Raw genomic sequence first — 15,496 nt, 5'->3', positions numbered from 1 at the left:
CGAGGGTGAGGTCGTCGAGGGTGGGGGTGTGGGTGTGGTGTGCTGCGTGGAGGGCGAGTTCGATGAAGGCGGTGCCTGGTAGCAGGACGGTGTTGTGGACGGCGTGGTCGGCCAGCCAGGGGTGGGTCTTGAGGGAGAGGCGGCCGGTGAACAGGTGGCCTTCGCCCGCGGCCAGGGCCACCGCGGCGCCGAGCAGAGGATGCGTGGTGGCGCCGAGCCCGAGGTTGGTGGGGTCGCTGGTGGTGGTGCTGGAGTCGAGCCAGTAGTGCTCGTGCTGGAAGGGGTAGGTGGGCAGCTCGACGGTGTCCCGGGTGGGGTAGAGGGCGGCCCAGTCGGGGGTGGTGTGGGTGTGTGTGGTGGCGAGGGAGGTGAGGAGGCGGTGCCAGGTGCCTTCGTTGCGGCGGAGGGTGCCGGTGACGAGGGTGTCGGTTGTGGGGTTGTGGGTGTCGATGGTTTCGGTGAGGGGGTGGGTGAGGACGGGGTGGGGGCTGGTTTCGATGAAGAGGGTGTGTCCGTCGGCCAGGAGGCGGCGGGTGGTGGTCTCGAACTCGACGGTGGTGCGGAGGTTGTCGTACCAGTAGGTGGCGTCGAGGGGTTCGTCGGTGTGTCCGGCGACGGTGGAGTAGAAGGCGATCCGCGGTTCCTGGGGCTGGATGGGGGCGAGGAGTTCCAGCAGGCGCTCGCGGATGGTTTCGACGTGGTGGGTGTGGGAGGCGTAGTCGACGGGGATGCGGCGGGCGCGGATGCCGTCCTGCTCGCAGTGGGTGAACATCTCGTCGAGCGCATCCGCGTCTCCGGCCACCACGGTGGACTGCGGCCCGTTGACCGCGGCGATGGCGATGCGGCCCTCCCAGCGCGCGATCAGCTCAAGCGCTTGTTCCTTGGGGAGGGGGAGTGAGGTCATTCCGCCGCGTCCGGTGATGGCCGAGAGGGCCTGGGAGCGCAAAGCCACGATCCGGGCCGCGTCCTCCAGCGTGAGAGCCCCCGCGATGTGGGCTGCGGCGATCTCCCCCTGCGAGTGCCCGACGACCGCATCGGGGGTGACACCAAGGGACTCCCACAACCGGGCCAGGGAGACCATCAACGCGAACAGTGCGGGCTGGACCACATCCACCCGGTCGAAGCCGGGCGCGCCCTCGGCCTCCTGGAGCACGTCGAGGAGGTTCCAGTCGGTGAACGGCGCGAGCGCCTCGGCGCACTCGTGCAGCGCCCGGGCGAACACCGGGGAGCTGTCCATGAGTTCGACGCCCATGCGCGCCCACTGGGAGCCCTGGCCGGGGAAGACGAACACTGTCCTCCCTGGCTGGGTGGTGGCGGTGCCGGTGAGGAGGTGGGGGGCTTCCTGGTCGTCGGCGAGGGCGGTCAGCCCGCTGCGGAAGTCGGCGAGGTTGCGGCCGAGGAGGACGGCGCGCTGGTCGAAGCGGGCACGGGTGGTGGCCAGGGAGTAGCCGATGGCGGCGGGGTCGGGCTCCGGGGTGCGGTCCAGGTGTTCCAGCAGCCGCCGTGCCTGGGCGCGCAGCGCGGCCTCGGACTTCGCCGACAGCAGCCACGGCAACGTCCCATCCGTCCCCAGGACCGGGGCCGCGCCGGGCGTGCCCGCCGCCTCGCCGGCCTCCTCTTCCCGCTCCTCGGGAACCTGCTCAAGGATGGTGTGGACGTTCGTGCCGCTGATCCCGAAGGCGGACACGCCGGCCAGGCGCCCGCGGCCGTGCGCGGGCCACGGCCTGGCCTCGGTCAGCAGCTCCACCGCGCCCGAGGACCAGTCCACGTGGGAGGTCGGCCGGTCCACGTGCAGGGTCTTGGGCAGCATGCCGTGCCGCATCGCCATGACCATCTTGATCAGCCCGGCGACGCCCGCGGCGTGCTGCGTGTGGCCGATGTTCGACTTCACGGAGCCCAGCCACAGAGGCCGGTCCTCCGCCCGGTCCCGGCCGTAGGCGGCGAGGAGTGCCTGGGCCTCGATGGGGTCGCCCAGGGCGGTGCCGGTGCCGTGCGCCTCGACGGCGTCCACCTCGCCCGGTGTGAGGCGGGCGTTGGCGAGGGCCTGGGCGATGACGCGTTCCTGGGAGGGGCCGTTGGGGGCGGTCAGCCCGTTGCTCGCGCCGTCCTGGTTCACCGCCGAGCCGCGCACCACCGCCAGCACCCGGTGCCCGTTGCGGCGCGCGTCCGACAGCCGCTCCACCAGCAGCAGGCCCACGCCCTCGCCCCAGGCCGTGCCGTCCGCCTCCTCGGCGAACGCCTTGATGCGGCCGTCGGCCGCCAGGCCGCGCTGCCTGCTGAACTCGATGAAGGGCCCCGGCGTGGCCATGACGGAAACGCCGCCGGCCAGGGCGAGTTCGCACTCGCCGCCCCGCAGCGCCTGCGCGGCCATGTGCAGGGCGACCAGCGAGGAGGAGCAGGCCGTGTCCACGGTCACCGCGGGACCCTCCAGGCCCAGGGCGTACGACACCCGGCCCGAGGCCACGCTCGTCGTGCTGCCCGTCAGCAGGTGGCCCTCGAAGCCCGCGGGCGCCTCCGCCAGCCGCGGCCCGTAGTCCTGCGAGGTGGCGCCGACGAACACGCCGGTCCTGCTGCCGCGCAGGGTGGTGGGGTCGATCCCCGCCCGCTCGATCGCCTCCCACGCCGCCTGCAGCAGCAGCCGCTGCTGCGGGTCCATCGCGGTGGCCTCCCGCGGGCTGATCCCGAAGAAGGCCGCGTCGAAGCCGCCCGCGTCGCCGAGGAACGCCCCGTGCCGCACGTACGTCGTGCCGGTCCGCTCCGGGTCCGGGTCGTAGATGCCCTCCACGTCCCAGCCGCGGTCGGTGGGCAGGGTGGTGACGGCGTCCCGTCCCGCGGCGAGCAGTTCCCACAGCTCCTCGGGGCTGGTGACGCCGCCGGGGAAGCGGCAGCCGATGCCGACGATGGCGATGGGCTCGTCCGCGGCCGCCGCCACGGTCACGGCCTGCGCCGCGCCCGAGGCGGAGCCGAGGAGTTCGCCGTGCAGGAAACGGGAGAGCGCCGCGGCGGTGGGGTGGTTGAACATGAGGGTGCTCGGCAGGCGAAGGCCGGTGACCCGGGCGAGGCCGTTGCGGAGTTCCATCGCCGTCAGCGAGTTGAAGCCGAGTTCGAGGAACGCGCGGCCCGGCTCGATGGCCTGCGGGTCGCTGTGGCCGAGGACGGCGGCGGCCTGCTCCCTGACCGTGTCCAGCAGCAGCCGGTGCTGCTCCGCCTCGGGCAGGCCGGCGAGCCTGCCCGCGAGCGAGGGCGCGCCCTCCTCGGCGGTGGCCGCCGCGGCCCGCCTGGCGGGGACGCGGACCAGGCCGCGCAGCATGGCCGGCAGGGTGCCGGCCGCGGCCTGGGCGCGCAGCGAGGCCAGGTCGAGCCTGCCGGGGGCGAGCAGCGGCTCCTCGCGGGTCAGCGCCGCGTCGAACAGCGCGAGCCCTTCGTCGAGGGACATCGGTGCGACGCCGGAACGGCCGATCCTGGCGAGATCGCCCCGGTCGAGGGTGGCGGTCATGGCGCTGGTCTCGGCCCACAGGCCCCAGGCGAGGGAGGTGGCGGGCAGTCCCTGGGCGTGGCGGTGGGCGGCCAGGGCGTCCAGGAAGACGTTGCCTGCCGCGTAGTTGGCCTGTCCCTGGTTGCCGAGCGTCCCGGCCAGGGAGGAGAACAGCACGAACGCCGACAGGCCCGCGTCCCGCGTCAGCTCGTGCAGGTGCCAGGCGGCGTCCACCTTGGGCCGCAGCACCCGGTCCAGGGCGGCCGGGGTGAGGGAGGTGAGGATGCCGTCCTCCAGGACGCCCGCGGTGTGCACGACGGCCGTCAGCGGGTGCGCCTCGGGCACGGAGGCGAGCAGCGCGGACAGGGCCTCGCGGTCGGCGGTGTCGCAGGCGACGCTGACGGCCGAGGCGCCGTGTCCGGCGAGTTCCGCCTCCAGCGCGGCGGCGCCCGGCGCGTCGGGCCCGCGCCGGCTGACGAGCAGGAGATGCCGCACGCCGTGCCGCACCACCAGGTGGCGGGCCAGATGCGAGCCGAGGGTGCCGCCTGCGCCGGTCACCAGGACCGTGCCGTCCGGGTCGAACGGGCGGGCCTGCCGGCCATCCGCGGCCCGCTCCGCCACCGGCACCCGGGCCAGGCGGGGGACGTGCCACCGGCCCTGCCGCAGGGCGAGTTGGGGCTCGTCGCCGAGCAGGGCCCCGGCGAGCAGCTCCCCGCCCGGGCCCTCGCCGCCCTGCGTGGCCTCCGGGTCGAGGTCGAGCAGCAGGAACCGCCCGGGGTGCTCGGACTGTGCCGAACGCAGCAGCCCCCACACCGGCGCCGTGCTCAGCTCGGGGCTCTCCCCCTCGCGGGCCCGGACCGCGCCGCGGGTGAGGAGGACGAGCCGCGACGCGGCCACCGGCTCGGCCGCGAGCCAGTCCCGGGCCAGGGCCAGCGCCCCGCCCACGGCCGCGCGAACCGCCTCGGGAGCGGCGTGGCCCGCCACCGCGGGCAAGGGGGCCAGCACGGCATCGGGCACCGGCGCGCCCGCGGCGACGGCCGCGAGCAGCGCCGCCACATCCGCGTACCTGGGGGTGGACTCGGGAAGCGGCAGCCCGGCCGGGGCCGCCTCGCCGAGGACCGCGAGGCGGGCCGGGGAGGCCGCGCCGTCGAAGCGCGCCTCCGGCCAGCCCGGCCGGAACAGCGCCTCGTGCCGGCCGCCGCCCGCCTCGGGCAGGACGAGGGGCCCGAACCCGACGGAGGAGGCGCTGGCCACCAGCGCGCCCGCCGCGTCGAACAGCGCGAGCCGCACCTCGTCGGGTCCCGCCGCCACCAGCCGGGCCCGCACCGCGCGGGCGTCCGCCGCGTGCAGCCGCACGCCGCCCCACCGCAGCGCCACCCGGGGCGCCGACCTGCCCTCGCCCGGGTCCAGCGCGTGCAACGCGGCGTCGAGCAGCGCCGGGTGAAGGACGAAGCCGCGGATGTCGGCATCCTCGGGCAGCCGCACGTCGGCGTAGACCGTGCCCCCCTTGCGCCAGGCGGCCCGAAGCCCCTGGAACACAGGGCCGAACGTCAGCCCGGCCGCGGCGTGCCCGGCGTAGCGGTCCGCCACGTCGATCCGGGCGGCCTTCGCCGGCGGCCACGCCTCGCCCAGGCCGGCCACGCGGGGCCGCGGCGCCCCGGCGGCGAGCAGGGCGCCGGTGGCGTGCCGCACCCACGGCGCCTCCTCGCCCGCCTCGCCGTCGGCCGGCTCGGGCCGGGAGTGCACGCTGAGCGCCCGCCGCCCGTCCGGGCCGGGCGCCGCGATGGTCACCTGCACCTGCACGCCGTCCCGCTCCGGCAGCACCAGCGGGGCCTCGACGGCGAGTTCGTCCACCCCGGGGCTGCCGACGTGATCGGCGGCGCGCAGTGCCAGATCGACGAACGCGGCACTGGGCACCACGGCGCTGTCGAACGCCAGATGGTCCCCGAGCCACGGCTGTGTGCGCTGCCGCAGCCGGCCGGTGAACACCACGCCGGCCCCGTCCGCCAGGGACACCGCGGCCCCCAGCAGCGGATGGTGGGCGATGCCGAGGCCCAGGCCCGCCACGTCGGCCGCGCCGCCCGGCACGTCGTACCAGAAGCGCCGCTCCTCGAAGGCGTACGTCGGCAGGTCGACCCGCCGCCCGCCGAGGTCACCGAAGACCCGCCGCCAGTCGGGCGAGCGCCCCGCGGCGTGCAGCTGCCCGAGGGCGGTGGTGTACGCCAGGGGCTCGGGCCGGTCGCGGCGCAGCACGGCGAGGGCGTGCGAGACCGGCTCGCCGCCCTCGCCTGTCACGTCCTCCGCATCCTCCCGGGCGGAGAGGCACTCGCGCGTCAGCGAGGTCAGGGAACCCTGGGGCCCCAACTCCAGGTAGGTGGTGGTGCCGTGGGTGTGGAGGGTGGTGATGCCCTGGGCGTAGTGGACGGTGTTTCGGATGTGGTGGGTCCAGTAGGTGGGGTCGGTGAGCTGCTCTTCCGTGGCGAGGTCGCCGGTGGTGTTGGAGATGACCGGGATCGTCGGCGGGTGGTAGGTGAGGGTGGTGGCAGTCGCGTGGAACCGGTCGAGGACCGGGTCCATGTGGGGGGAGTGGAAGGCGTGGGAGACGGTGAGTTCGCGGGTGCGGGTGCCCTGGTCGGCGAAGTGGCGGGCGATCGACCGGGCTGCTTCCGCGTCTCCGGCGATGACGGTGGTGGTGGGGGAGTTGACGGCGGCGAGGGTGACGGTGCCGTGGGTCTCGGCGAGGTGGGGGGCGATCTCCTCGTGGGGGGTGTTGATGGCGATCATGGTTCCGCCGGGGGTGGCGGCCTGCATGAGGCGGGCGCGGGTGGTGATCAGGGTCGCCGCGTCGGCGAGGGTGAGGACTCCCGCCACGTGCGCTGCGGTGAGTTCGCCGAGTGAGTGCCCGGTGAGGTAGTCGGGGGTGATGCCGTGGTGGGTGAGGAGCCGGTGGAGGGCGACTTCGAGGGCGAACAACGCGGGCTGGGTGTAGCGGGTTTGGTTGAGCAGCCCGGCCTCTTCGGTGCCTTCCTCGGCGAACATGAGGGATTTCAGGGGCCGGTCGAGGTGGGGGTCGAGCGCGGCGATGGTTTCGTCCAGGGCGGTGGCGAAGACGGGATAGGTGTCGTAGAGGTCGCGGCCCATGCCGGGGCGCTGGCTGCCCTGGCCCGAGAAGACGAAGGCGGTCTTCCCCGAGGGGGCTGCCTCGCCGGTGACCAGGCCGTCCGCGGCCCGCCCCTCCGCCAGCGCCGAGAGGCCACGCAGCAGCGCCTCCCGGTCCCCGGCCCCCGCCGCCACCACGGCCCGGTGGCCGAACACGGCCCGCGTCGTGGCCAGCGAGAAGCCAACGTCCACCGGGTCCAGGCCGGGATGCGCGGCCACGTGCTCCAGAAGCCGCCGCGCCTGCCCGGCCAGCGACTCGCGCGTCCTGGCCGAGAGCGGCCAGGGCACCACGCTCCCCGGCGCCCGCTGCGGCCCGGCCTCCGCCGGCTCCTCCGGCGCCACCGGCGGCGCCTCCTCCAGGATGGCGTGCACGTTGGTGCCGCTGACCCCGAACGCCGACAGCGCCGCCCGCCGCGGCCGTTCCCCCCTGGGCCACGGCCTGGCCTCGGTCAGCAGCCTGACCGCGCCCGCCTCCCAGTCCACGTGCGGCGTCGGCTCGTCCACGTGCAGTGTCTTCGGCAGCAGCCCGTGCCGCATCGCCATCACCAGCTTGATGACGCCCGCCGCGCCCGCCGCACACTGCGGGTGGCCGATGTTCGACTTGACCGAGCCCAGCCACAGCGGCCGGTCTTCCGGCCGGTCCTTCCCATAGGTGGCGAGGAGGGCCTGGGCTTCGATGGGGTCGCCGAGGGTAGTGCCGGTGCCGTGGGCTTCGACGGCGTCGACGTCGGCCGGTGTGAGGTGGGCGTTGGCGAGGGCTTGGCGGATGACGCGTTGCTGGGAGGGGCCGTTGGGTGCGGTGAGGCCGTTGCTTGCGCCGTCCTGGTTCACCGCGGAGCCGCGCACGATCGCGAGCACCGGGTGGCCGTTCCTGCGGGCGTCCGAAAGCCGCTCCAGCAGCAGCATGCCGACGCCCTCGCCCCAGGCGGTGCCGTCCGCCGCCGCGGCGAAGGCCTTCACCCGGCCGTCCGGCGCCAGCCCCCGCTGCCTGCTGAACTCGATGAACGCCCCCGGCATCGCCATCACGGTCACCCCGCCGGCCAGGGCCAGGGTCGCGTCCCCGTTGCGCAGGGCCTGCGTGCCCAGGTGCAGGGCGACAAGCGAGGAGGAGCAGGCCGTGTCGATGGAGACCGCGGGCCCCTCAAGCCCCCACACGTAGGAGATGCGGCCGGAGGCGACCGCCGAGGAGGTGCCCGTCAGCAGGTAGCCCTCAAGTCCCTCCGGCGACTCGTGCATCGGCGCGCCGTAATCCTGATGCGCGATTCCGACGAAAACCCCGGTGCGGGTGCCGCGCAGCGCATGCGGGTCGATTCCCGCCCTTTCGAAAACCTCCCAGGAGGCCTGGAGCAGCAGCCGCTGCTGCGGGTCGATCGCCATGGCCTCGCGCGGGCTGATCCCGAAGAAACCCGGGTCGAACACGTCCGCGTCGTGCAGGAAACCGCCCTCCCGCACATACGTTTTCCCGTGCTGCCCCGGCTCCGCGGCATACAGTTCCTCGACGTCCCAGCCGCGGGTTTCGGGAAACTCCGTGATGGCATCCCGCTCGTTCGCCGCCAGCTCCCACAGATCCTCGGGCGAACGCACCCCGCCGGGGAAGCGGCAGCTCATCCCGATGATCGCGATGGGTTCCCGCGAGGCCGCGGAGAGCTGGGAGTTGAGCCGGCGCAGGCGCTCCGTCTCCTTCAAAGACGCCCGAAGCGCCTCGACAACGGTCTCGTCAGCCCCAGCCATCATGACCTCCGCATTTCGTCAGGGACATCGTTCTTGAACGCCATGCGCACGAGATCGTCCAGGCCCATCGCGTCCAATTCGGCCGCGCCGCCCGGCTTTTCCGCCTCGTCGTTTCCATAAGCGCCCGCGGCCTGATCCGCGGAATCCGCGGCACGGTCCTCCGGCGCGGATTCCTCCGCCGCGAGACGCAGCAAGGCGTCGAGCAGGCCCGCTTCTCGCAGCCGGCCGGCCGGAATGGCGAGCAACGCCTTGTGCACCGCCGCGTCCTCGTCGCCCCCCTCCGGCGGGGCCGCGCCCGCGGCCCGCCGCTCGGGGAAGAGCTCGTCCCGCAGGTAGCGGGCGGCGGCGAGCGGCGTCGGATAGTCGAAAAGCAGCGTCGTCGGCAGCCGGAGCCCGGTGGCGCCGCGCAGCCGGTTCCGCAACTCGACGGCCGTGAGCGAATCGAAGCCCGAGGCGTTGAACGCCCGCCCCGCCTCGATCGCCTCGGGGCCGCGAAGCCCCAGGACGGCCGCGGCGTGCCGGCACACCAGGTCGAGCAGCTCCTGGTCCAGCTCCTCGTCCGGCAGGGCGCGCAGCCGCGTGAGGAACCCCTCGGCCCCCTCCTCGCCCGCACCGGCCGCCGGGCCGCCCGCGGAGGCGGCCGCCGCCAGCCGCCGCACCTCGGGGAGGTCCGCGATCAGCGGGCTGGGCCGGGCCGAGGTGAACGCGGGCGTGAAACGCGCCCAGTCCACGTCGGCCACCGCGAGCGCCGCGGACCGCTCCGGGCCCGCGAGGATCGCGGCGAGCGCGGCCACCGCCGTCTCCGGCGCCATCGGCGGCAGGCCCTGGCGGCGCAGCCGCTCCTCGACCTCGCCGGTCACCAGGCCGCCGCCACCCCAGGAACCCCAGCCGACCGACACCGCGGGCAGGCCCGCCGCTCGGCGCCGCTCGGCCAGCGCATCCAGGTAGGCGTTCGCGGCGGCGTAACCGCCCTGCCCCCCATTGCCCCACACGCCCGCCGCGGAGGAGAACAGCACGAAGGCGTCCAGCGGCAGCTCCGCCGTCAGCTCGTGCAGCGCCGTCGCCGCCGCCACCTTCGGCCGCAGCACCCGCTCCAGCTGCTCCTCGCCCAGCGCCTCGACCAGGCCGTCGGCCAGGGCCCCCGCGCCGTGGAAGACGGCGGACAGCGGATACTCCTCCGGGATCGAGGCCAGCAGCCCGGCCAGCGCCTCCCGGTCGGCCACATCGCAGGCCGCGACCGTCACCCGCGCCCCCGACTCGGCCAGCTCCGCCTCCAGTTCGGCGATGCCAGGCGTGTCGTGGCCGCGCCGCCCGACCAGCAGCAGATGCGGGGCACCCGAGGCCGCGAGCCAGCGGCTCACGTGCGAGCCGACCGCGCCCGCCCCACCCGTCACGAGCACCGTGCCGCGCGGCCGCCACGCCTCCCGCGACTCCGCGGACAGGGGCGCGCGCACCAGCCTCCGGCCGAACGCCCCGGAAGCCCGCACCGCGATCTGGTCCTCGCCGCGCCCCGCGCCGAGCACGGCAGGCAGCAGCGCGGCGACGCGCCGGTCCGGCGCCGCCGGCAGGTCGATCAACCCGCCCCAGCGCTCCGGCTGTTCGAGGGCCACCACCCGGCCGAGTCCCCAGACCTGCGCCTGGAGAACATGACGCACCGGGTCGGCGTTCCCCGTGGAGACCGCCTCCTGCGTGACGCACCACAGCGGGGCCTGCACCTGCGCATCGCCAAGGGCCTGCACCAGCGCCACGGTGGCGGCCAGCCCCGCGGAGATGGGCCCCGCCGCGTCCGCTTCGGCACCGTCCTCCAGCGCGGTGAACGCCAGCACCCCCGTCAGCTCCTCCTGCGTCAGGCCCGCGTCGCGAAGCGCGCCCTTGAGCAGCCGCCCGACGGCCTCCCGGTCACGCGCCCCGGGCTCCAGCCGCAGCGGCACCACCTCCGCCCGCCGCTCCCGCAGCGCGTCGAGCACCACGGAAACCGCCCGGCTCTCCCCGGCCCCGGCGGGCACCACCGCCAGCCACGCCCCGCCCGCGACGCCCGGCGCCTGCGCGGTGACCTCGGTGAGCGGCTGCCAGGCAACCCGGTAGCGCCAGCTCTCCATCAGAGACCGCTCACGCTGCCGGCGCCGCCAGGACGACAGCGCGGCAAGCACCTCAGGCAGGGCGTCCGGCGCGGCGGCACCCTCGCCGAGGCCGAGCGTTCCGGACAGGGCGTCCAGGTCCTCCCGCTCCACCGCGGCCCAGAACTCCGCCTCCGCCGGGCTCGCCTGCGCCGCCCCCTCCGCGGGCGCGTCCCCGTCCGCCAGCCAGAAACTCTCCCGCTGGAAGGGGTACGTCGGCAGTTCGACGGTGTCCCGGGTGGGGTAGAGGGCGGTCCAGTCGGGGGTGGTGTGGGTGTGTGCGGTGGCGAGGGAGGTGAGGACGCGCTGCCAGGTGTCCTCTTCGCGCCGCAGGGTGCCGGTCACCGCGACGTCCGCCGGCTGGTCCTGGCCCTCGGCGTGTGCCTCGATGGTCTCGTGGATGCTGTGGGTGAGGACGGGGTGGGGGCTGGTTTCGATGAAGAGGGTGTGTCCGTCGGCCAGGAGGCGGCGGGTGGTGGTCTCGAATTCCACGGTGGTGCGGAGGTTGTCGTACCAGTAGGCGGCGTCGAGGGGTTCGCCGGTGTGTCCGGCGACGGTGGAGTAGAAGGCGATGCGGGGCTCTCGTGGGGTGACGGGGGCGAGGATGTCGTGGAGTTGGTCCTTGAGGGTTTCGACGTGGTGGGTGTGGGAGGCGTAGTCGACGGGGATGCGGCGGGCGCGGATGCCGTCCTGCTCGCAGTGGGTGAACATCTCGTCCAGCGCGTCGGCGTCTCCGGCGACCACGGTGGACTGTGGTCCGTTGACCGCGGCGATGGCGATGCGGCCTTCCCAGCGCTGGATCAGCTCAAGGGCTTGTTCCTTGGGGAGGGGGAGTGAGGTCATTCCGCCGCGTCCGGTGATGGCCGAGAGGGCCTGGGAGCGGAGGGTGACGATCCGGGCGGCGTCTTCGAGGGTGAGTGCGCCTGCGATGTGGGCTGCGGCGATCTCGCCCTGGGAGTGCCCGACGACGGCGTCGGGGGTGACGCCCAGGGACTCCCACAACCGGGCCAGGGAGACCATCAGGGCGAACAGTGCGGGCTGCACCACATCCACCCGGTCGAACCCGGGCGCGCCCTCGGCCTCCCGCAGCACGTCGAGGAGGTTCCAGTCGGTGAACGGCGCCAGCGCCTCGGCGCACTCGTTGAGCGCCCGCGCGAACACGGGGGAGGCGTCCATGAGTTCGACGCCCATGCGCGCCCACTGCGAGCCTTGCCCCGGGAAGACGAACACCGTCCGGCCCGGCTGGGGGGCGGCGGTGCCGGTGACGAGATGGGGGGCTTCCTCGCCTTCGGCGAGGGCAGCCAGGGCGGCGCGGAAGTCGGCGGGTTCGCGGCCGAGGAGGACCGCGCGCTGGTCGAAGCGGGCACGGGTGGTGGCCAGGGAGTAGCCGACGGCGGCGGGGTCGAGCTCCGGGGCGCGATCCAGGTGCTCAAGCAACCGCCGTGCCTGCGCCCGCAGCGCCGCGTCCGACTTGGCGGAGAGCGGCCAGGCGAAGGCTCCGCTCCCGGCGATGGGCGCGGGGACGCCCTCCCGCTCGCCCGGCTCCTCCGCCACGGGAGCCTGTTCGATGATGAGGTGGGCGTTGGTGCCGGAGACGCCGAAGGAGGAGATGCCGGCGCGGCGGGGGTGGCCGGTGTCGGGCCAGGCTTTGGCCTCCGTCAGCAGTTCGACGGCTCCCGCGGTCCAGTCGACGTGGGGGGTGGGCTGATCCACGTGCAGGGTCTTGGGCAGCACCCCGTGGCGCAGGGCCATGACCATTTTGATGACGCCGCCGACGCCCGCGGCGGCCTGGGTGTGGCCGATGTTGGATTTGAGGGAGCCCAGCCACAGGGGGCGGTCTTCTGGCCGGTCTTGTCCGTAGGTGGCGAGGAGGGCTTGGGCTTCGATGGGGTCGCCGAGGGTGGTGCCGGTGCCGTGGGCTTCGACGGCGTCGACGTCGGCCGGTGTGAGGTGGGCGTTGGCGAGGGCCTGGCGGATGACGCGTTGTTGTGAGGGGCCGTTGGGGGCGGTGAGGCCGTTGCTTGCGCCGTCCTGGTTCACCGCGGAGCCGCGCACGATCGCGAGCACGGGGTGGCCGTTCCTGCGGGCGTCCGAGAGCCGTTCCAGCAGCAGCATGCCGACGCCCTCGCCCCAGCCGGTGCCGTCGGCCCCGGCCGCGAAGGACTTGCAGCGCCCGTCGGGTGAAAGCCCCCGCTGCTTGCTGAACTCGGTGAAGACGTCCGTCGTGGCCATGACGGTCACCCCGCCGGCGAGGGCGAGTTCGCACTCGCCCGAGCGGAGGGCCTGGGCGGCGAGGTGGAGGGCGACCAGGGAGGAGGAGCAGGCGGTGTCCACGGTGACGGCGGGGCCTTCGAAGCCGAAGGTGTAGGAGACACGCCCGGAGGCGACGCTGCCCGCGCTGCCGTTGAGGAGGTAGCCCTCCAGGTCCGCGGGGGCCTGGCGCAGGCGGCTGCCGTAGTCGCCGTACATGACGCCGGTGAAGATGCCGGTGCGGGTGCCGTGGAGGGTGTGGGGGTTGATGCCGGCGTGTTCGAGGGTTTCCCAGGTGGTTTCGAGGAGGAGGCGTTGCTGGGGGTCCATGGCGAGGGCTTCGCGGGGGCTGATGCCGAAGAAGTCGGGGTCGAAGTCGGCTGCGTCGTAGAGGAAGGCGCCTTGTCTGGTGTAGGTCTTGCCGGGTTTCCCGGGCTCGGGGTCGTACAGCGCCTCGACATCCCAGCCGCGTGTCGTGGGGAACTCGGCGATGGCGTCCGCCTCGCCCGCGACGAGGTTCCACAGGTCCTCGGCGGAGCGGACGCCGCCGGGGTAGCGGCAGCCGATCGACACGATGGCGACGGGCTCCTCGGCGTCGGCCGTGGGCGCCACCGTCGCGGGGGCGGCGTCGGCCGCCTCGCCGAGGAGTTCTTCGCGCAGGTGTGCGGCGAGGAGGTCCGGGGTGGGGTAGTCGAAGATGAGCGTCGCCGGCAGCCGCAGCCCGGCTGCGGCGTTGAGTCGGTTGCGGAGTTCGACGGCGGTGAGGGAGTCGAAGCCGAGGGTTTTGAAGGCGTGGTGGGTGTTGATGGTGTCGGGGGTGGGGTGGCCGAGGACGAGGGCGGTGTGGGTGCGGACCAGGTCGGTGAGGGTCTGGGTGGCCTGGTCGGTGGGCATGCGGCTGAGGCGTGCGCGCAGGCTGCCCGAGTCGTCGGCGGCCTCGGCGGCACGCCGGGTCGGCCGACGTACCAGCCCGCGCAGCACCACCGGCAACGTCCCCGCCTCGGCCTGGGCGCGCAGCCGTGCGCCGTCGAGGCGGGCCGGGACGAGCAGCGACTCGCCTGCGCGCGCCGCCGCCTCGTACAGCGCCAGCCCGTCACCGGAGGCGAGGGGACCGATGCCCAGGCGGGCCATCCTCGTGCGGTCGGCCGCGTCGAGGTGTCCGGTCATGCCGCTGGCGTCGGCCCACAGGCCCCAGGCGAGGGAGGTGGCGGGCAAGTCGTGGGCGCGGCGGTGGGCGGCGAGGGCGTCCAGGAACGCGTTCGCCGCGGCGTAGTTGCCCTGCCCGGGATTGCCGATCACGCCGGCGATGGACGAGAAGAGGACGAACTCGGCCAGGTTGTGGTCGCGGGTGAGTTCGTGCAGGTGCCAGGCGGCGTCGGCCTTGGGGCGCAGGACGGTGTCGAGCTGTTCGGGGGTGAGGGTGGTGAGGGTGGCGTCGTCGAGGACGCCGGCGGTGTGGATGACGGAGGTCAGCGGATGTTCGGACGGGATGGTGGCGAGGAGGTCGGCGAGGGCCTGGCGGTCGGCGGTGTCGCAGGCGGCGAGGGTGACCTCGGCCCCCAACTCCTCCAGTTCCCGCGTGAGTTCCACGGCCCCGGGCGCCCCGGCACCCCGGCGGCTCGTCAGCAGGAGGTGCCGGGCCCGGCCGGTGGCGGCGTAGTGGCGGGCGAACAGCGCGCCGAGGGTGCCGGTGCCGCCCGTGATCAGCACCGTGCCCGCGGCCTCCGGGGCGGCCTCGGCATCGGCGGCGTCCCCGGCCTCGTCCACCGCTCCCGCTCCCGGCGTGGCCGCGGGCACCAGCCTGGGGGCGTGCCACGCCCCGTCCCGCCAGGCCAGCTGCGTCTCCTGGCCGGCCGGCCCCTCCGCCGGCGCGAACCAGGCGACGGCGGCGGCGACGGCGTCGGCCTCGGCCGGCTCCGCGAGGCGCGGTCCGGCGAGGTCCGCCGGGCCGAGGTCGAGCAGGCCGAAACGGCCCGGGTTCTCGGTCTGCGCCGAACGGATCAGCCCCCACAGCGCCGCGCCCGCCAGATCGGTCACGTCCTCGCCCGCGCGGCTCGCCACCGCGCCACGGGTGAGGAACACCAACCGGCTGCCGGACAGCCGATCCGCCGCCAGCCATTCCTGCACCAGGGCCAGCGCCCCGCGCAGAACCTCGCGCGCCGACCCGGCAGGATCAACGGCTTGCTCCGCTGAAAAGGCCGGAACGAGCACCACCTCGGGCGGGTCCTCCCCGGCGGCCACCTCCGCCACCCCGGCGAAGGCGGGCACGTCCAGACCGAGCGAGGCCGCGTCTCCGTCCAGCACGGCCAGACGCCCCGACCGGCCCGGCTCCTGCGCCGGCTCGGGCAAGGCCACCGGCGACCACGCCACGCGATACAGGCCGTCCTGCGCCTTCCGGGCCGCAACCTCGGCGAGCCGCTCCGCCGCGATGGGACGCATCGTCAACGCGGCCACCTCCGCGACGGGTTCCCCGGCCGCGTCGGCGAGGGTCACCGCGAACGTCCCGGAACCTCCCGGGGCGATCCGCACCCGCAGCACGCGTGCGCCGGTGGCGTGCAGCCGCACCCCCGACCACGCGAACGGCAGCAGGACTCCCTTTCCTTCCCCCTCCCCCTCGACCGCCGCCGCGACGATCGGGTGCAGTGCGGCGTCGAGGAGTGCGGGGTGGAGGGTGAAGGTGTCGGTGTGGGGGGTGTGGGGTGGGAGGGTGATTTCGGCGTAGTGGGTGTGGGTGGGGTGGTGGTGCCAGGCGGCGGTGAGTCCT

2 protein-coding genes are annotated in these 15,496 nt (G+C 74.7%); both read right to left on the bottom strand.

Annotated elements, in window-relative coordinates; translation table 11 throughout:
- A partial coding sequence (locus D7294_RS34125) for a type I polyketide synthase (RefSeq protein ID WP_479681738.1) occupies positions 1–8,320 on the bottom strand: 8,320 nt, incomplete at its 3' end.
- Between the two features lie 44 nt (positions 8,321–8,364).
- Positions 8,365–15,496: type I polyketide synthase (locus tag D7294_RS32685; protein WP_206619592.1), on the bottom strand; the 7,132-nt coding region annotated here is incomplete at its 5' end.

Origin of the sequence: Streptomyces hoynatensis (genome assembly GCF_003626535.1) — a bacterium.
Taxonomy (GTDB): Bacteria; Actinomycetota; Actinomycetes; order Streptomycetales; family Streptomycetaceae; genus Streptomyces; species Streptomyces hoynatensis.
The sequence above is the reverse complement of the archived record's forward strand: the minus strand, read 5'-3'. Positions and strand labels throughout refer to the sequence as shown.